We start from the raw sequence: 18,023 nt of genomic DNA on the forward strand, positions 1-18,023 counted from the left end.
GGCTCAGTGCAGGCTCGCCGCCGGCGCGTAGCTGTCCCGGTACCAGTGCTCGAAGGCCTCGGCCGACAGCGGCTTGCTGAAGAAATAGCCCTGTGCCTGGTCGCAGCCCTGGTCGCGCAGGTAGTCGAAGACTTCTTCGGACTCGATGCCTTCGCCGACCACCTGCAGGTGCAGCGAGCGGCCGAGCGCCAGTACGGTGTCGGTGATCGCCTGGCTCTTGGCGTCCTGGCCGATGCGGTTGACGAAGGACTGGTCGATCTTGAGCTTGTCGATCGGCAGCGTGCTCAGCAGGCCAATGCTCGAGTAACCGACGCCGAAGTCGTCCAGCGCCACGCTGATGCCGAGCGCGCGCAGCTCCTGCAGCGCCGCGATGGTGTCGGGAACGTCTTCCAGCACGGTGCTTTCCTTGAGCTCGACCTGCAGACAGGAGGGATCCATGCCGCAGTTGCGCACGCTGTCGGCGAGCTGGCTGACGAAGCTGCGCTGGCGGAACTGCTGCGGGGCGACGTTGATCGCCACGCTCATGCTCGGCAGGCCGGCGGCGATCCAGGCCTGGTGCTGGCGGCAGGCTTCGCGCGCGACCCATTCGCCGAGGCGGCCGACGAGGCCGGCGCTTTCGGCCGCCGGCATGAACTGGTGCGGCAGCAGCGGCTCGCGCCCGGGCACCGGCAGGCGCAGCAGCGCCTCGACGCCTGTCGGCCGGCCGCTTTCCAGGTCCACCACCGGCTGGTAGTGCAGCACCAGTTCATTGTTGTCGAGCGCTTCGCGCAGCCTGCGTTCGATCGCCAGCTGCTGGTCGCTGCCGTCGTCCAGCGTCGGGCTGTAGAAGCGGTAGCGGCCGGGGCCGGATTTCTTCGCTTCGTACATGGCGGCGTCGGCGCACTTGATCAGCGCGTCGAGCGACTCGCCGTGCGCCGGATAAAGGCTGATGCCGATCGACGGCGACAGCTGCAGCTGCAGGTTGCCGACGTAGTAGGGCTGGCTGATGCGTTCGATCAGGTTGCGCGCCACCGTGGCCGGTCCCCAGGTATCGTCGGAGTGCGGCAGGGCGACGACGAATTCATCGCCGCCGAGCCGCCCGACGATGTCTTCCTGCCGCGTGCAGTCGAGCAGGCGCTTGGCGACCTGGCGCAGCACCTGGTCGCCGACGTCATGGCCATGGGTGTCGTTGATCGGCTTGAAGCGGTCGAGGTCGATGAACAGCAGCGCGCCGTTGCTGCGGGTGCGGCGCGCGATCGCCAGCAGGTGGCCGCAGTATTCGAACAGCAGCGCGCGGTTGGGCAGGCCGGTCAGCGTGTCGCGCTGCGAGGCGTCGCGTATGCGCTGTTCGGCCAGCTTGATGTCGGTGATGTCCATCGCCACGCCGATGAAGCGCACCGGCTTGCCCGAGGCGTCGACGATGCTCTTGCCATAGACCCGGAACCAGCGCAGGCCGTGTACCTCCGCCGCCGCCCTGAACTGCAGGTCGAGCCGCGCGCCCGCTTCGGCATGCATGGCTTCCTGCATCATGGCCTGCACCCGCTGCCGGTCATCCGGGTCCACCAGCGCGAGAAAGCCTTCCAGTGTGGCGCTGGCGTCGGCGGGCAGGCCGAAGAGCCGCTTGCCGGACTCGTTCCAGACCAGCTTGTCGGTCTGCGGGTAGTAGTCCCACAAGCCGAGGTTGGCCGCCTCGGTGGCCAGGCGCAGCGTCTCGCGGCTCTTGCGCACCACTTCGCCGGCGCGGCGGATGTCGTCGATATCGGTGGAGACGCCGTACCAGGCGGTGATCAGTCCCGACTCGTCGCGGAAGGGCACCGCATGGCTGAGGAACCAGCGGTAGACGCCGTCGCGGCGGCGGATGCGATGTTCGATCCGGTACTCGGTGCCGGCGCCGAGCGCCTCGCGCCAGGCCTGCTGGCTGCGCGCGATGTCTTCCGGGTGTATCGTCTCGGCGAAGTCATCGCCGATCTCGCCGAAATACTCCCGCGAGCGCTCATTGATGAACGTCACCGAGCCATCGGGCGCAAGCTCCCACACCATCTGCGGCATGGCATCGGTGAGGACGCGAAAGCGTGCCTCGTCGGCGAACCTGGCCTGCTCGAGCTGTGCCCGGCGCGAAATGTCGCGCACATACAGCACATGCCCACGGGTTTCGCCGGACGAGAACACCGGCGTCAGCGAGCAGGACACGATGACGAAGCGTCCGTCCTTGCGGATAAATTGCTGCACCAGGTCCTCGACCGCTTCTCCCCGCGCGTAGGCATGCGAAAGCGGACAGTCCTCGGCCGCGAAGGGGCGGCCATCAGCGTGGCTGTGATGCAGCAGCGCATGGACGCCGCTGCCGACGAACTCTTCGTTGCCGTAGCCGAATACCTTCTCGGCCGCCCGGTTCGCGAAGCGGATCGTTCCCTCGGTATCGGTGAGAAATATCGGATCGAGGGCATTCTCCGCGATGATCTTGTAAGTCGTGATGTTGTTCTGCACCAGGGCTCCTTCGCGCACATGCACAGGGGCCGGCCAGGCTTGCGAAGACGCAAGCGCGATCATGCACACGGCGTGTGTCTGCAATGATTTTTTCGACTGTGCGGCGGAAGGGAGGTTCTTGTTGGAAGGAGATGATGCCGGGAGAGTCAAGCCGATTCTTCCCGTCGGGCATTGATTCGCGTTGTTCTTCCGGCCGACCGGAGGCTGCAGCGGTGACTGGAAGGGCCGCCCGGCAAGGCGGGCTCGGTCGGCTAAGTGGGAAAAGCGAAGTTGGCGTTTCAGCGTTTCAGCGTATCGGCAGCCTGGTCGTATTCTTGACCTCTTCCATCACCGCATAAGTGTGCGTCTCGCGCACCCCCTTCAGCTGCAGCAGCGACTTGCCGAGAAATTCGCGGTAGGCATTCATGTCCTTGACGCGCGCCTTGACCAGATAGTCGAAGCCGCCGGCCACCATGTGGCACTCGAGCACTTCGGGAATGACCTGCACGCTGCGCTTGAAGGCTTCGAACACTTCCGGCGTGGTGCGGTCGAGCACGACTTCGATGAAGACCAGCAGCGAGACATCGAGCAGCTGGGGATTGAGCTGGGCGCTGTAGCCGAGGATGTAGCCGGCTTCCTGCAGCTTGCGCACCCGCTCCAGGCAGGCGGCGGGCGAGAGGTTGACGCGCGAGGCCAGCTCGACATTGCTGATGCGACCGTCGGTCTGCAGTTCGGAGAGGATTTTCTTGCTGATCTTGTCGAGCATGGCCGGGACCGCCAAAAGATTGTTCGGCCCAATTCTCCCACAAAATATGAAATTCCGATCAGCGGCCTCATTTCCAGAATTAATCCTTGGCGATCCTTCATACAATCCATCCATTATTTTTCCAAGAATTGTTCCCGGATCAACATGCTGACTGCAACCCGCCCCCCCGTCTCCGCCGCCCCCTTCGGCGCCTTCCACGCGGAACTCTCGCCGGCGCCGGCACCGCTGCGCCAGGCCATCACCGATGCCTACCGCCGCGACGAGCGCGAGGCGGTGCAATGGCTGCTCGGCCAGAACCAGGCCTCGCCCGCCGCGCAATCGAAGATCCAGGACATGGCCCGGCGCCTGGTGTCGGCGGTGCGCGAAAAGCGTACCCGCGCCTCCGGCGTGGATGCGCTGATGCATGAATTCTCGCTGTCGTCGGAAGAGGGCGTGGCGCTGATGTGCCTGGCCGAGGCGCTGCTGCGCATTCCCGACCATCAGACGGCCGACCGCCTGATCGCCGACAAGATCAGCAAGGGCGACTGGCGCAAGCATCTCGGCGAATCGCCGTCGCTGTTCGTCAATGCGGCGACATGGGGCCTGCTCATCACCGGCAAGCTGGTGTCGACCAACAGCGAGCAGGGCCTGGGCAGCGCGCTGACCCGGCTCATCGCCCGCGGCGGCGAGCCGCTGATCCGCAAGGGCGTGGACCTGGCCATGCGCATGCTCGGCAACCAGTTCGTGACCGGCCAGACCATCGACGAAGCGCTGGCCAACAGCCGCGCCAATGAAGCGCGCGGCTATCGCTATTCCTATGACATGCTCGGCGAGGCCGCGCTGACCGAGGAAGACGCGGCGAAATACTATGCCGCCTATGAAGAGGCGATCCACGCGATCGGCAAGGCATCGGCTGGCCGCGGCATCAGGAACGGCCCCGGCATTTCGGTCAAGCTGTCGGCGCTGCATCCGCGCTATTCCCGCGCCCAGCACGCGCGCATGATGGAAGAGCTGCTGCCGCGCCTGAAGTCGCTGCTGCTGCTGGCCAAGCGCTACGACATCGGCCTCAATATCGACGCCGAGGAAGCCGACCGCCTGGAGATCTCGCTCGACCTGATGGAAGCGCTGGCGCATGACGGCGACCTGGCCGGCTTCGACGGCATCGGCTTCGTGGTGCAAGCCTATCAGAAGCGCTGCCCGTTCGTGCTCGACTTCCTGGCCGACCTTGCCCGCCGCAGCGGTCGCAAGTTCATGGTGAGGCTGGTCAAGGGCGCATACTGGGACGCGGAGATCAAGCGCGCCCAGGTCGACGGCATGCCCGGCTATCCGGTCTACACCCGCAAGGTGTACACCGACGTTTCCTATCTCACCTGCGCGCGCAAGCTGCTCGGCATGACGGATGTGATCTATCCGCAGTTCGCCACGCACAATGCCTACTCGCTGTCGGCGATCCATGCCTGGGCGAGCGAGCGCGGCATCGACGACTATGAATTCCAGTGCCTGCACGGCATGGGCGAAACCCTGTACGACCAGGTGGTGGGGGCCGACAAGCTCGGCAAGCCCTGCCGCATCTATGCGCCGGTCGGCTCCCATGAAACCCTGCTCGCCTACCTGGTGCGCCGCCTGCTGGAGAACGGCGCCAACTCGTCCTTCGTGAACCAGATCGTCGACGAAAGCGTGCCGATCGACAGCCTGATCGCCGATCCCTTCGCGGCGGCGACGGCGCTGGGCGGCAGCCCGCATCCGATGATCCCGCTGCCGGCCGAACTGTACGGCGCCGAGCGCAGGAATTCCGCCGGCCTCGACCTGAGCAATGAAAACCTGCTGCGCCAGCTCGGCCAGGCATTCGACGCGCTCGGCTCGCGCCAGTGGCAGGCGCGCCCGCTGCTCGCCCAGGGCATCGCGGCACCGACGCAACCGCAGCCGGTCGTCAATCCGGCCGATCGCCGCGACATCGTCGGCAGCGTATCCGAAGCAGGCGCGGCGGAAGTGGAAAGCGCGCTGCTGTCGGCGCAGGCCGCCGCCGGCGCATGGCAGGCGGTCGAGCCCGCGGCGCGCGCCGCCATGCTCGAGCGCGGCGCCGAACTGCTGGAACAGCACATGGCGGAGTTTCTCGCCCTGGCGGTGCGCGAGGCCGGCAAGTCGCTGCCGAATGCGATCGCCGAAGTGCGTGAAGCGGTCGACTTCCTGCGCTACTACGCCGCCGACGTGCGGCAGTCGCCGCCCGCCGGGGCGCTCGGTCCGGTGGTCTGCATCAGCCCGTGGAACTTCCCGCTCGCCATCTTCATCGGCGAGGTCAGCGCCGCGCTCGCGGCCGGCAACGTGGTGCTGGCCAAGCCGGCCGAACAGACGCCGCTGATCGCCTGCCGCGCGGTCGAGCTGCTGCATGAGGCCGGCGTGCCGCCGGCGGCGCTGCAATTCCTGCCCGGCCGCGGCGAAACCGTCGGCGCCGCGCTGACCGGCGACCCGCGCGTGGCGGGCGTGATCTTCACCGGCTCCACCGAAGTCGCGCAGCTGATCAACCGCACGCTGGCGCGCCGCGCCGCCGACGAAGGGCGCGAGGTGGCGCTGATCGCCGAGACCGGCGGCCAGAACGCGATGATCGTCGACTCCAGCGCGCTGCCGGAACAGGTGGTGCAGGATGTGCTCACTTCCGCCTTCGACAGCGCCGGCCAGCGCTGCTCCGCGCTGCGCGTGCTGTGCCTGCAGGAGGACATCGCCGATCGCACGATGAAGATGCTCAAGGGGGCGATGCAGGAACTGCGCATCGGCAACCCGGACCGGCTGTCCACCGATGTCGGCCCGGTGATCGACGCCGAGGCGCAGCAAAACCTGCTGCGCCACATCGCGCGCATGAAGGGCGAGGGCCGCAAGGTCTACCAGCTCGAACTGCCGCCGGCCTGCGGCGAAGGCACCTTCGTGCCGCCGACGGTGATCGAGATCGACAGCCTGGCCAGCCTGCAGCGCGAAGTGTTCGGCCCGGTGCTGCATGTGCTGCGCTACCGCCGCGACGACCTGCCGCAGCTGATCGACGCCATCAATGCCACCGGCTATGGCCTGACGCTCGGCGTGCATTCCCGCATCGACGAGACGATCGACTTCATCACCGGCCGGGCGCACGTGGGCAACATCTACGTCAACCGCAACATCGTCGGCGCGGTGGTCGGCGTGCAGCCCTTCGGCGGCGAAGGCAAGTCGGGCACCGGTCCCAAGGCCGGCGGCCCGCTCTACCTGAAGCGGCTGCAGCGCAATGCCGAGGTCAAGCAGGCGGCGCACACGATTCACCGCAAGGGAGAAAGCGCCCGCCATGCGGCGCTGGAAAGCCTGGTGGGCTGGGCGAGGACGCACGGCCATGCGCAGATCGCCGAACTCGGCGACGCCTATCTGCATGCCAGCCTGCTCGATACCGCGATGGTGCTGCCCGGCCCGACCGGCGAACGCAACAGCCTGGCATTCGCGCCGCGCGGACAGGTGCTGTGCAGCGCCGGCACGCTCGCCGCGCTGCTCAACCAGCTGGCTGCCTGCTTTGCCACCGGCAACCGCGCGGTGATCGATACCGACACCGCCGCGCTGCTGCCGGCAGGCCTGCCCGCGCAGGCGCGCGATGCCGTCGTCGTACTCAAGCGCGCACAACTGGCGGAGGCATCGTTGCAGCTCGCCCTGCTGGAAAAGGCGCAGCTGCCGGCACTGCTGCCGCTGCTCGCCGCGCGCGACGGCGCGCTGGTGGTGGCGGTCGAGACCGATGGCGACAAGCCGGTGCCGCTGTGGCGCCTGGTCGCGGAACGCGCGGTGTGCGTCAACACGACCGCCGCCGGCGGCAATGCGAGCCTGATGACGCTGGGCGCCTGACGCGATTTCGTATCCGCTTTGCGGTCCCGAAGAGCCGGCCTTGCGCCGGCTCTTTTGTTTTGCGCGTCCTGCCCCGGGTTGCGGCAACGCAGCTCGGCGAACTCCGGTGCCTGCGGCGGCATCTCAAGCACATGTCACGCGCGCTTCGCATCGCCATCGCCGGCGGGCTCGTCTTGCTCGCCCTGGCAGCGCTCGCGCTGTCGCTGGCCGCCGGCTATGACTGGAACCGCGCCAGACCCTGGCTGCAACAGAAAGTGGAGCAGGCCAGCGGCCGTACCCTCGAGATCCGCGGAGAGCTGGCGCTCAGCTGGCATGCATCGCAGGGGGAGAAGGGGTGGCGCGCCTGGCTGCCCTGGCCCCGCATCGTCGCCCGCGACATCGTCTTCGGCAACGCTTCCTGGTCGTCCCAGCCGGTGATGCTGACGGCAAGCGGCATTAGCCTGACCGTCAATCCTCTCGCCGCCCTCGAAAAGCGGGTGCTCATTCCCGTGCTGGAACTCGACGCGCCTGCGCTCCTGCTCGAACGCAATGCCGAGGGCCAGGCCAACTGGGATTTCCCCGACGGCGGCGGCGGCTGGGAATTCGGGCTGCGCCGGCTTGCGGTCAACGGCGGCAGGGTCGAGATCCGCGACGCGGTACGCCAGCTGTCGCTCGACGCCGAAGCCGAGGCCCCGGACGACGAAACGCTTGCATGGCGTTTCAGCGGCAGCATGCAGAATGAGCCGCTGGAAGGCGAGGGCAGCAGCGCCCGCGTCCTCGCGCTCGAGAATGAGCACGTGAATTTTCCGCTCTCGCTGCGGCTGCGTTCCGGCAGCACCCGCATCGACGCGAAAGGCGCCCTGTCCGCGCCGCGCTCCCGTCCCGGCCTCGACCTCCGCCTGCAGGTCGAAGGCGTGAGCATGGCAAGGCTGTATCCGCTGACCGGCCTGTTGCTGCCGGAGACGCCGCCGTTTTCCACCGCCGGGCGCTTGCTGCTGTCGCGTGAGCAGGAAGGCCTGCACTGGCGCTATGAAGACTTCAGCGGCAAGATGGGCGCCACCGACCTCCACGGCACCCTGATCTACCATCCGCGCGAGCCGCGGCCCCTGCTGGAAGGCAGGGTGACGTCGAAGCTGCTGCGGGTGGCCGACCTCGCGCCGCTGCTCGGCGTCGACTCGAGGGACAGCCGCAAGCGGCGCGGCGACCGCACGGTGCAGCCGCAGGGCAAGCTGTTCCCGGTGGCGCCGTTCCGCAGCGAACGCTGGCAGGGCATCGACACCGATGTGGAACTGCGCGCGGCGAAAGCGATGCGGCGCAAGGCATGGCCGGTGGAAGACCTGCATGCGCATGTCCGGCTGCAGGGCGGTCTGCTGCGCATCGCGCCGCTGCGCTTTGCGGCGGCCGGCGGCGAAGTGAACGCGGAGATCAGTCTCGACGGCCGGCGCAAGCCGGTGCAGGCGGAAATGACGCTCAGCGCGCGCCGGCTGAAGCTCGCGCGCCTGCTGCCCGAGGCACCCGGCAGCCCGGGCGGGAGCGGCGAACTCAGCGCCGATGCGCGCCTGCAGGGCCGCGGCCATTCCTTCGCCGCGGTGCTCGGCGCCGCCGGCGGCGAAGTGCGCACCGCGATCGACCGCGGCTCGCTGAGCAAGCGCCTGCTCGACAGCATGGGCATGAATTTCGGCAGCCTGCTGCTGACGAACCTGTTCGGCGACCGCCAGGTCGACATCCGCTGCGCCGCCGGCGACTTCACGGTGGAGAAGGGGGTGCTGCGGCCGCGCGCCTTCGTCGTCGATACCGATCAGGCCGAGCTGGCGCTCGACGGCAGGATACTGCTCGGCGAGGAAAAGCTGGATCTCACCATCCATCCCCATCCCAAGGGCGTGCAGCTGCTGTCGCTGCGCACGCCGCTGCACGTGCGCGGCAGTATCGCCAAGCCCGAGCTGGAGGCCGACCGCGGCGTGCTCGCCCTGCGCGCCGGCAGCGCGCTGGCGCTTGGCCTGCTGGCGCCGCTGGGCGCGGCCCTGTTGCCGCTGATCGAAGTCGGCCCGGGCGAGACCAATGCCTGCGCGGGCCTGATCGCCTCAGCCTCGCCCTGAGGCGCAATAGCGTTCCACGATTCCGTAGGCATAGCGCGCGGCCACGCGTTCGATGAATTGCATGAAATCCAGCGGCGCGCCTTCATCGGCGCCGTCGGAAATGGTGCGGATCACGGCGAACGGCAGGCCGAATTCAAAACAGACCTGAGCCACCGCCGCGCCCTCCATCTCGACCGCGAGCAGGTCGGGAAAAGCCTGCCTGAGCGCGGCATGGCGCTCGCCCCGGTGAATGAACTCGTCGCCGCTGGCGATCAGGCCCCGGTGCACCGACGGCCGGTCGAGGCCGAAGGCCGCGCGGTCCGACTCCCCGATGCCGCCGAGGCCGGCGGCCAGGAATTCGCCGGCCGCCAGGGCCACGCTGTCGGTCAGGTGCAGGTCGGAGGCAAAACGTTCCTGTCCGAGCAGCGGGATTTCGAAACGCGGAAACAGCGGCCGCGCATCCATGTCGTGCTGCACCAGCGCGTCCGCCACCACGATATCCCCGACTTTCACCCGCTTGTCCACACTGCCGGCGACGCCGGTGAACAGGACATGGGTGACGCCGAAGCGCTCGATGAGGGTGGAGACCGTCGCTGCCGCCGCGACTTTTCCGATGCGCGACAGCACGCAGACGCAGTCCATGCCCCACAGGCGGCCGCTGGTGTAGTCGCGCATGCCGCGCGTGACGGTCTGGCGGTCCTGCATCTGTTCGATCAGGCCGGCTTGTTCCTGGTGAAGCGCGCTGATCAGGCCAAGCCTGGGTCTGGGAAGCATGGGCGAGTATTGCAAGGCGGTAAAGCAGCTAGCTTAGGGGCTGACGGGGTGTTCGCGCAAGCGCGCGACGGCTGCCGGGAAAAGAGGGGTTTTCCAGATGATTGTGAAGTATACGAATAGTGGTAATGGTTAACGTCGGCCCGTTTCTGTGGATAAGTCTGTTAACATCTTTTCGATCAAGCACTTCGCCGCTGTACAAGCGGCGGGACAAGCGCTGTATGCCGCAAGGACAGATTCGGGACAAAAAACGGTCCGGGGAAGATTTCCGCGCTTGTCCCGTTTACATCCAGCCAATATCCAGAGACTTTTCCACAGTCAGCGCCGCCACAAACCTTCGAGCAGCGCAAACGCGGCGGCGATGGCCGGTTCGTTGCGGCGGCGCGCCAGGCTGATGAAGGTGAGGTCGGTGTGCAGGTTCACCGCGTCGGCGATGACCAGGCCGTGCGCATGCGCCTCGCGCAGCGCGATCGACTCCCGCACCAGCGACAGGCCGACACCGGATTTCACCAGGTCGAGCATCGACGGCTCCTGGTCGACCATGGCCACCTTGTTCGGCACCACCCGATGGCTGGAAAACACGCCGGTCAGCAGGCGGTGATGCGCCGATTCCGGCGGCGTCCAGATCCACGGCAGCCTGGCGAGCGCCGGCCAGTCCTTGCCCGCGACCCGGCTGGTCCAGCCCTGCGGCGCGACCACGTTATAGGTGAAGCTGGTCAGCACCTGGGCGTGGAATTCCTTGCCCGGCGTGCCGAGGAAATACCCGACGTCGAGCTGGCCGCTCTTGATCTGCTGCTGGACCCAGCCCGACATGCCGTGCTGCAGGCGGGTGGAAATCTGGGGATAGCTTTCCACCAGCCGCCGCAGAAAGGCGCCGAGCCGGATGAATTCCGGATCGAGGATGGTGCCGATGGCAAGGCTGCCGGACAGGGTGGAGTGCAGCGAGGCCGCGCCCTGGCGGAATTCATTCAGGCTTTCCATCACCCGTTCCGCGAACGGCAGCAGCTTGGCGCCGTCATCGGTCAGCACCATGCCGCTGGCGGTGCGGGTGAAGAGTTGCAGTTGCAGGCTGGCCTGAAGCGACTTGATCTGCAGGCTGACCGCAGGCTGGGTCAGGTGCAGGCGCTGGGCGGCCCGGGTGAGATTGCCTTCTTCCGCGACGGTGACGAAGGCGCGCAGTTGGTTGAAGTCCATGCCTGATTATAAGATCGTTTTATATTGTTCTTGACAAGAACTCATTGGATTCGCGGCAGGCAGGGGAATAAGCTGTGAAAAACTCTTCTCCAGCCAAAGGAATTCTTATGACGACGAAGCTCATCCAGCACTACATCGGCGGCAAGGTGGTGGAATCGATAAGCGGCCGCCTGCAGGATGTGTATAACCCGGCCACCGGCGAAGTCAGCGCCCGTGTCGCGCTGGCCAGCGTGGAAGAAGTCCATGCCGCGGTCGACGCCGCCCGCGCCGCCGCGCCGGCCTGGGGCGAGACCGCGCCGCTCAAGCGCGCCCGCATCCTGTCCAGGTTCAAGGAACTGATCGAGAAGCACCACGACGACCTCGCCGCCGCCATCACCCGCGAGCACGGCAAGGTGTTTTCCGATGCGCGCGGCGAAGTCACCCGCGGCCTGGAAGTGGTGGAATTCGCAACCGCCGCGCCGCAGCTGCTCAAGACCCAGTTCACCGACAACATCGGCGGCGGCATCGACAACTGGCAGCTGCGCCAGCCGGTGGGCGTCACCGCCGGCATCACGCCCTTCAACTTCCCGTTCATGGTGCCGATGTGGATGGCGCCGATGGCGATTGCCACCGGCAATGCCTTCATCCTCAAGCCGTCCGAGCGCGATCCCACGCCCTCGCTGATGATCGCCGACCTGTTCAGGCAGGCGGGCCTGCCCGACGGCGTGTTCAACGTGGTGCAGGGCGACAAGGTCGCGGTCGACGCGCTGCTGCAGCATCCGGACGTGAACGCGCTGTCCTTCGTCGGCTCGACCCCGATCGCCGAATACATCTACACCGAGGGCGCGAAGCGCAAGGGACCGTATCCGATGCGGGTGCAGGCGCTCGGCGGCGCCAAGAATCACCTGGTGGTCATGCCCGATGCGAATCTCGACCAGGCAGTGGATGCGCTGATCGGCGCGGCCTACGGCTCGGCCGGCGAACGCTGCATGGCGATTTCGGTTGCCGTCGCGGTCGGCAGCGTCGCCGACAAACTGGTCGAGGCGCTGATCCCGCGGGTCAAGTCGCTGAAAGTCATGAACGGCATGGAAGCCGAAGCCGAAATGGGACCGGTCGTGACCGCCCAGCACAAGGCCAAGATCGAAGCCTATATCGAAGACGGGGTGCAGGCTGGCGCCAGACTGCTGGTTGACGGCCGCGGGCTGAAGGTGGCGGGCCATGAAAACGGCTTTTTCCTCGGCGGCTCGCTGTTCGACCATGTCACCCCGGACATGAAGATCTACAAGGAAGAAATCTTCGGGCCGGTGCTGTGCATCGTGCGCGTGCCGGACTTCGCCTCCGCCCTGAAGCTGATCAACGCCCATGAGTTCGGCAATGGCGTGTCGCTGTTCACCTCCGACGGCAACACCGCCCGCGAATTCTCGCGCCGGGTGGAAGTCGGCATGGTCGGCGTCAACGTGCCGATCCCGGTGCCGATGGCCTGGCATTCCTTTGGCGGATGGAAGCGCTCGCTGTTCGGCGACGCCCATGCCTACGGCGAAGAAGGCATCCGTTTCTACACCCGCTACAAGTCGGTGATGCAGCGCTGGCCGGATTCCATCGCCAAGGGCGCGGAATTCACCATGCCCGTTGCCAAGTGAACAAGGCCTGTGGATAAACTGGTGGGCAAGCGCTGGATGTAAACGGGACAAGCGGTGAAGATCGGGGAAGGGTTTTTTTTATCCCGAATCCATCCTCCCGCAGTACAGCACTTGTCCAGCCGTTTCCGCAGGCCTCAAGTCCTTGAGAAGAAAGCGGTAAACCGACTTATCCACAGGGACGCGGGGTTGTTAACAACTACTACTACTCGTATACATCAAAAACAAAATAAAAAACCCCCTGCTCTGTCAGGCGGGCGCGAGGCAGAGTCAACAGGAGCAAAAGCGTGGAATCAGCAGGCAAATACGACTACATCATCATCGGTGCCGGCTCCGCCGGCTGTGTACTCGCCAATCGTCTCGCCCAGGACGCCGGCATTTCGGTCCTGCTGCTGGAAGCCGGCCGCAAGGACGACTACATGTGGATCCATATCCCGGTCGGCTACCTGTATTGCATCGACAATCCCCGCACCGACTGGCTGTTCCGCACCGAGGCCGATCCCGGACTGAACGGTCGCAGCCTGATCTACCCGCGCGGCAAGGTGCTCGGCGGTTGTTCTTCCATCAACGGCATGATCTACATGCGCGGCCAGGCGCGCGACTACGACACCTGGGCCGACCTGACCGGCGACGACAGCTGGCGCTGGCAGAACGTGCTGCCGGTGTTCAGGAAGAGCGAGGACTATCACGGCGGCGCCAATGATTACCACGGCACCGGCGGCGAATGGCGGGTCGAGCGTCAGCGCTTGTCCTGGGAAATCCTTGACGCCTTTCGCGACGCCGCCGCCCAGCTCGGCATTCCCAAGGTCGACGATTTCAACACCGGCGACAACGAAGGCTGTGGATATTTCGAGGTCAACCAGAAGAAAGGCTTCCGCTGGAACACCGCGCGCGCCTTCCTCAGGCCGACCGCCGGCCGCAAGGGCAAGCTCGACATCATGACCGGCTGCCATGTGAAGCGGCTGCGGCTGCGGCAGACGGAGCAGGGACTGGTCTGCAGCGGCGTGGAATTCACCGGCGGCGGCACCGAATGGTTTGCCGAGTCGGCGCAGGAAACCCTCTGCACCGCGGGCGCCGTCGGTTCGCCGCAGATCCTGCAGATGTCGGGCATCGGTCCCGGCGAACTGCTGCATCAACACGGCATTCCTGTCGCGGTCGATGCCCCGGGCGTCGGCGAAAACCTGCAAGACCATCTGCAGCTGCGCATGGCATTCAAGGTGCAGGGCGTCAAAACCCTCAACACGCTGGCCAACAACTGGTTCGGCAAGATGCGCATCGGCATGGAGTACGCCTTCACCCGCAGCGGGCCGATGTCGATGGCGCCGTCCCAGCTCGGCGCCTTCACCCGCTCCGATCCGTCGCAGGTCACGCCCAATCTCGAATACCATGTGCAGCCGCTGTCGCTCGAGCGTTTCGGCGAACCGCTGCATCCGTTCCCGGCCTTCACCGCCAGCGTCTGCAATCTGCGGCCGACCGCGCGCGGCCATGTGCGCATCGCCTCGGGCGATCCGTTCGCGCCGCCGAAGATCACCGCCAATTACCTGAGCACGCCGGAAGACCGCAAGGTCGCCGCCGACGCGCTGGCGCTGACCCGCCGCATCGTGTCGCAGCCGGCATTGCACCGCTATTCGCCGGAGGAATTCAAGCCCGGCGCCCATCTGCGCACCGATGAAGAACTGGCCAAGGCCGCCGGCGACATCGGCACCACGATTTTCCACCCGGTCGGCACCTGCAAGATGGGCCGCGACGACGATCCGCTTGCGGTGGTCGACAGCCGGATGCGGGTGAGGGGCGTTCGCGGGCTGCGCGTGGTCGATGCCTCGGTCATGCCGGTGATCACCTCGGGCAATACCAATTCGCCGACCATCATGGTGGCGGAAAAGGCCGCGGAGTGGATCAAGGCCGATCGTGCGAAGCCTGCTGGCGCGGCGCCGGCTGCACGCGCTGAGCGACAGGCCGAACCCGCCACACCACCGGTCGAGATCTGAGTGAATTCTTTTTGACAAGGAGTTGTTGGAGCGGCAAAAACCCCTGTGCTAACATTGCCTCGCGTTGCCTGTCATCAATACATGTAAGGAATTGATACAGGCCAAACAACAGGCAGAAGATTTACGAGGCGTATTGCCTCCCCCCGAGGCCTGCTGTGTACTTTGCAATTCGCCGGGCAAGACCTGCCCTGCGGTTGCCAGGCGAGGGAAAGGCGGCGCACGATGCCCGCCTGATGCCAAATAACAGCCAACAGGGAGAACCCATGGCGGACGTAGTTTTGGAGACAAGGCAGTTGACCAAGGCCTTCAAGGGCTTTACCGCGGTCGACAATGTCAGCTTGCAGGTGCAGCGCGGTCATATCCATGCGCTGATCGGCCCCAATGGCGCGGGCAAGACCACCTGTTTCAACCTGCTCACCAAATTCCTGGTCCCGACGTCGGGACAGATTCTTTTCAACGGCCGCGACATCACGATGGCCAAGCCCTCGCAGATCGCACGCCAGGGCGTGATCCGCTCCTTCCAGATATCGGCGGTCTTCCCGCACCTCACCGTGCTGGAGAACGTGCGCATCGGGCTGCAGCGGCCGCTCGGCAATTCCTTCCATTTCTGGAAGAGCGAAAAGACGCTGAACCAGCTCAACGACCGCGCGATGGCGCTGCTGGCCGAGGTCGACCTGGAAAAATTCGCCGACACGATGACGGTCGATCTGCCCTACGGCCGCAAGCGCGCGCTCGAGATCGCCACCACGCTCGGCATGGAGCCGGAGCTGATGCTGCTCGACGAGCCGACCCAGGGCATGGGCCATGAAGACGTGCACCGCGTGACCGAACTGATCAAGAAGGTGTCGGCCGGCCGCACCATCCTGATGGTGGAGCACAACATGAGCGTCATCGCCGGCATCAGCGACCGCATCTCGGTCCTGCAGCGCGGCGCGGTGCTGGCCGAAGGCACCTATGAAGAAGTCTCGAAGAATCCGCAGGTGATGGAAGCCTACATGGGCACCACCTCGGGGCAATTGCAAGGAGCGCATTGATGGCGGCACCCGCACTACAGATCACCAACCTGCATGCGTGGTACGGCGAGTCGCACATCCTGCATGACGTCAACCTCACCGTGAACCACGGCGAAGTGGTGACCCTGCTCGGCCGCAACGGCGCCGGCCGCACCACCACGCTGCGCGCGATCATGGGCCTGACCGGCGCGCGCAAGGGATCGATCAGGATCAACGGGGTGGAGGCGATCCAGCTTCCGACCTATAAAGTGGCGCATCTCGGCGTCGGTTACTGCCCCGAGGAACGGGGCATTTTTTCGTCGCTGTCGGCGGAAGAGAACCTGATGCTGCCGCCCTTCGTCTCCAAGACGGACAAGGGCATGTCGGTGGAAGAAATCTACGACATGTTCCCCAACCTGAAGGAGCGCCGCTCCAGCCAGGGCACCCGGCTGTCGGGCGGCGAGCAGCAGATGCTGGCGGTGGCGCGCATCCTGCGCACCGGCGCCCGCCTGCTGCTGCTCGATGAAATCTCCGAAGGCCTGGCGCCGGTGATCGTGCAGGCGCTCGCGCGCATGATCACCACGCTCAAGGCCAAGGGCTACACCATCGTGATGGTGGAACAGAATTTCCGCTTCGCCGCGCCGCTGGCCGACCGCTTCTATGTGATGGAGCATGGCCAGATCGTCGAATCGTTTGCCTCGTCCGAACTGAATGACAAGATGCCCGTGCTGAATTCCCTGCTCGGAGTATGAAGAAGGAGCCTGGTCGTTCCACAAGCTCGAAGAAGCACATGCGTTCGCGCATGATGATCAATAAAAGAAGGAGATGGAAATGAAGTTGAAAGCAATGGCAGTAGCCGTTTCGGCCGCAGCATCCCTGGGCGCCGCAGCAAGCGCCAATGCCCAGATTTCGGGCGACGTGATCAAGATCGGCCTGATCACCGACATGTCCGGCCTGTACGCGGACATCGACGGCGCCGGCGGCGTCGAGGCGATCAAGATGGCGATTGCCGACCTGGGTGGCCAGATCAACGGCAAGAAGATCGAGTTCATCTACGCCGACCACCAGAACAAGGCCGACATCGCCGCCTCCAAGGCGCGCGAATGGTTCGACCAGGCCGGCCTGGACATGCTGCTCGGCGGTACCAACTCCGGTGCCAACCTGTCGATGGCGAAAGTCGCCACCGAGAAGAAGAAGCCCTTCATTTCCATCGGCGCCGCCTCGGCCCGCCTGACCAACGAGGAGTGCTCGCCCTATATCGTCCACTATGCGTATGACACGGTGGCGCTGGCCAAGGGCACCGGCGGCGCGATCGTCAAGCAGGGCGGCAAGAGCTGGTACTTCCTGACCGCCGACTATGCGTTCGGCGCCTCGCTCGAGAAGGACACCTCCGACGTGGTCAAGGCCGCAGGCGGCCAGATCGTCGGCAGCGTCAAGCATCCGCTGTCGGCTTCCGACTTCTCGTCCTTCCTGCTGCAGGCGCAGTCGTCCAAGGCGCAGATCCTCGGCCTGGCCAACGCCGGCGGCGATACCGTCAACTCGATCAAGGCAGCCAACGAATTCGGCATCAACAAGTCGATGAAGCTGGCCGGCCTGCTCATGTTCATCAACGACGTGCATGCGCTCGGCCTCGACCTGACGCAGGGCATGTACCTGACCGACGGCTGGTACTGGGACCTCAATGAGGACACCCGCAAGTGGTCCAAGCGCTACTTCGAGAAGATGAAGAAGATGCCGTCCATGCTGCAGGCCGCCGACTACTCGGCCACCGTCCACTACCTGAACGCGGTCAAGGCCGCCGGCACCGACGATGCCGACAAGGTGATGGCGCAGATGAAGAAGACCAGGATCAGCGACTTCTTCGCCAAGAACGGCGAGATCCGTCCCGATGGCCGCATGGTGCACGACATGTACCTGATGGAAGTGAAGAAGAAGTCCGAGTCCAAGTATCCGTGGGATTACTACAAGGTGGTGCAGACCATCCCCGCGGACCAGGCATGGACCACCAAGGCCGACTCCAAGTGCTCGCTCTGGAAGTAAGCTGATCTGACGTTGCAGTCACGCCTCTCCCGCCGCCGGGGGAGGCGAGGGAGCAGGGCGGGCGGCACGACGTCCGCCTCCGCTCCCGTCTTCTTCCAGTGCCGGAAGAAGCGCAGTTCCGAACACGCGCCGCACGCGCGTCATCCCGCAGTCCCTTGTGAATAAAAGATTATGGAAATATTCGGCATCCCCCTGCAGGCGCTGCTGAGCCAGCTGCTGCTCGGCCTGGTCAACGGCTCGTTCTACGCGATGCTGTCGCTCGGCCTGGCCGTCATCTTCGGCCTGCTCAACGTGATCAACTTTGCGCACGGCGCGCTGTACATGATGGGGGC

At 65.6% G+C, this 18,023-nt stretch carries 12 protein-coding genes; 8 read left to right on the forward strand and 4 right to left on the reverse strand.

What is annotated here, in order from left to right; genetic code table 11:
* Window positions 1–3: 3 nt before the first annotated feature.
* Together NCCP691_RS15965 and NCCP691_RS15970 are read right to left on the reverse strand one after the other, a co-directional pair.
* A complete protein-coding gene (locus tag NCCP691_RS15965; RefSeq protein ID WP_220809548.1) occupies window positions 4–2,463 on the reverse strand; it encodes a sensor domain-containing protein in 2,460 nt (819 codons plus the stop codon).
* A 286-nt stretch (window positions 2,464–2,749) separates the two neighbouring features.
* Window positions 2,750–3,208, reverse strand: a complete 459-nt coding sequence (locus NCCP691_RS15970) for an Lrp/AsnC ligand binding domain-containing protein (RefSeq protein ID WP_220809549.1) — start codon at window positions 3,206–3,208, stop codon at window positions 2,750–2,752.
* Between the two features lie 144 nt (window positions 3,209–3,352).
* Here NCCP691_RS15970 and putA point away from each other — a divergent pair, with 144 nt between their 5' ends.
* Window positions 3,353–7,036 carry a trifunctional transcriptional regulator/proline dehydrogenase/L-glutamate gamma-semialdehyde dehydrogenase gene (putA, locus tag NCCP691_RS15975; protein ID WP_220809550.1) on the forward strand — a complete coding sequence of 1,228 codons (3,684 nt, stop codon included), beginning with the start codon at window positions 3,353–3,355 and terminating at the stop codon, window positions 7,034–7,036.
* A 131-nt stretch (window positions 7,037–7,167) separates the two neighbouring features.
* Entirely contained in the window at window positions 7,168–9,111 is a 1,944-nt protein-coding gene (locus NCCP691_RS15980; RefSeq protein ID WP_220809551.1) for an AsmA family protein, read from the forward strand.
* Here NCCP691_RS15980 and NCCP691_RS15985 read toward each other — a convergent pair.
* Together NCCP691_RS15985 and NCCP691_RS15990 are read right to left on the reverse strand one after the other, a co-directional pair.
* Window positions 9,097–9,864: a 5'-methylthioadenosine/adenosylhomocysteine nucleosidase gene (locus NCCP691_RS15985; protein WP_220809552.1), complete on the reverse strand. Its 768-nt coding sequence runs from the start codon at window positions 9,862–9,864 to the stop codon at window positions 9,097–9,099. The two genes, NCCP691_RS15980 and NCCP691_RS15985, sit on opposite strands and share 15 nt — an antisense overlap.
* Window positions 9,865–10,179: 315 nt before the next feature.
* Entirely contained in the window at window positions 10,180–11,055 is an 876-nt protein-coding gene (locus NCCP691_RS15990) for a LysR family transcriptional regulator (protein ID WP_220809553.1), read from the reverse strand.
* 107 nt (window positions 11,056–11,162) lie between these two features.
* Here NCCP691_RS15990 and NCCP691_RS15995 point away from each other — a divergent pair, with 107 nt between their 5' ends.
* The 6 genes from NCCP691_RS15995 to NCCP691_RS16020 form a co-directional block, all read left to right on the forward strand.
* On the forward strand, window positions 11,163–12,674 hold the full coding sequence (locus NCCP691_RS15995) for a CoA-acylating methylmalonate-semialdehyde dehydrogenase (protein ID WP_220809554.1): 1,512 nt from the start codon (window positions 11,163–11,165) through the stop codon (window positions 12,672–12,674).
* A gap of 284 nt (window positions 12,675–12,958) precedes the next feature.
* A complete protein-coding gene (locus NCCP691_RS16000; RefSeq protein WP_220809555.1) occupies window positions 12,959–14,659 on the forward strand; it encodes a GMC family oxidoreductase in 1,701 nt (566 codons plus the stop codon).
* 263 nt (window positions 14,660–14,922) lie between these two features.
* Window positions 14,923–15,693, forward strand: a complete 771-nt coding sequence (locus NCCP691_RS16005) for an ABC transporter ATP-binding protein (RefSeq protein ID WP_220809556.1) — start codon at window positions 14,923–14,925, stop codon at window positions 15,691–15,693.
* A complete protein-coding gene (locus tag NCCP691_RS16010; RefSeq protein ID WP_220809557.1) occupies window positions 15,693–16,403 on the forward strand; it encodes an ABC transporter ATP-binding protein in 711 nt (236 codons plus the stop codon). Before NCCP691_RS16005 ends, NCCP691_RS16010 begins: the two co-directional genes overlap by 1 nt.
* 79 nt (window positions 16,404–16,482) lie before the next feature.
* On the forward strand, window positions 16,483–17,691 hold the full coding sequence (locus tag NCCP691_RS16015) for an ABC transporter substrate-binding protein (protein ID WP_220809558.1): 1,209 nt from the start codon (window positions 16,483–16,485) through the stop codon (window positions 17,689–17,691).
* A gap of 171 nt (window positions 17,692–17,862) precedes the next feature.
* On the forward strand, window positions 17,863–18,023 hold a 161-nt coding region (locus tag NCCP691_RS16020; RefSeq protein WP_444980941.1), incomplete at its 3' end, for an ABC transporter permease subunit.

Source organism: Noviherbaspirillum aridicola, from assembly GCF_019656455.1.
In the GTDB taxonomy this organism is placed as follows: domain Bacteria; phylum Pseudomonadota; class Gammaproteobacteria; order Burkholderiales; family Burkholderiaceae_D; genus Noviherbaspirillum; species Noviherbaspirillum aridicola.

Coding starts and splice junctions, on each gene's coding strand:
- NCCP691_RS16010 (WP_220809557.1), top strand. CDS start 15,693: ATGGCGGCACCCGCACTACAGATCACCAACCTGCATGCGTGGTACGGC.
- NCCP691_RS15985 (WP_220809552.1), bottom strand. CDS start 9,864: ATGCTTCCCAGACCCAGGCTTGGCCTGATCAGCGCGCTTCACCAGGAA.
- NCCP691_RS15980 (WP_220809551.1), top strand. CDS start 7,168: ATGTCACGCGCGCTTCGCATCGCCATCGCCGGCGGGCTCGTCTTGCTC.
- NCCP691_RS15995 (WP_220809554.1), top strand. CDS start 11,163: ATGACGACGAAGCTCATCCAGCACTACATCGGCGGCAAGGTGGTGGAA.
- NCCP691_RS16005 (WP_220809556.1), top strand. CDS start 14,923: ATGGCGGACGTAGTTTTGGAGACAAGGCAGTTGACCAAGGCCTTCAAG.
- NCCP691_RS15970 (WP_220809549.1), bottom strand. CDS start 3,208: ATGCTCGACAAGATCAGCAAGAAAATCCTCTCCGAACTGCAGACCGAC.
- NCCP691_RS15990 (WP_220809553.1), bottom strand. CDS start 11,055: ATGGACTTCAACCAACTGCGCGCCTTCGTCACCGTCGCGGAAGAAGGC.
- NCCP691_RS16015 (WP_220809558.1), top strand. CDS start 16,483: ATGAAGTTGAAAGCAATGGCAGTAGCCGTTTCGGCCGCAGCATCCCTG.
- putA (WP_220809550.1), top strand. CDS start 3,353: ATGCTGACTGCAACCCGCCCCCCCGTCTCCGCCGCCCCCTTCGGCGCC.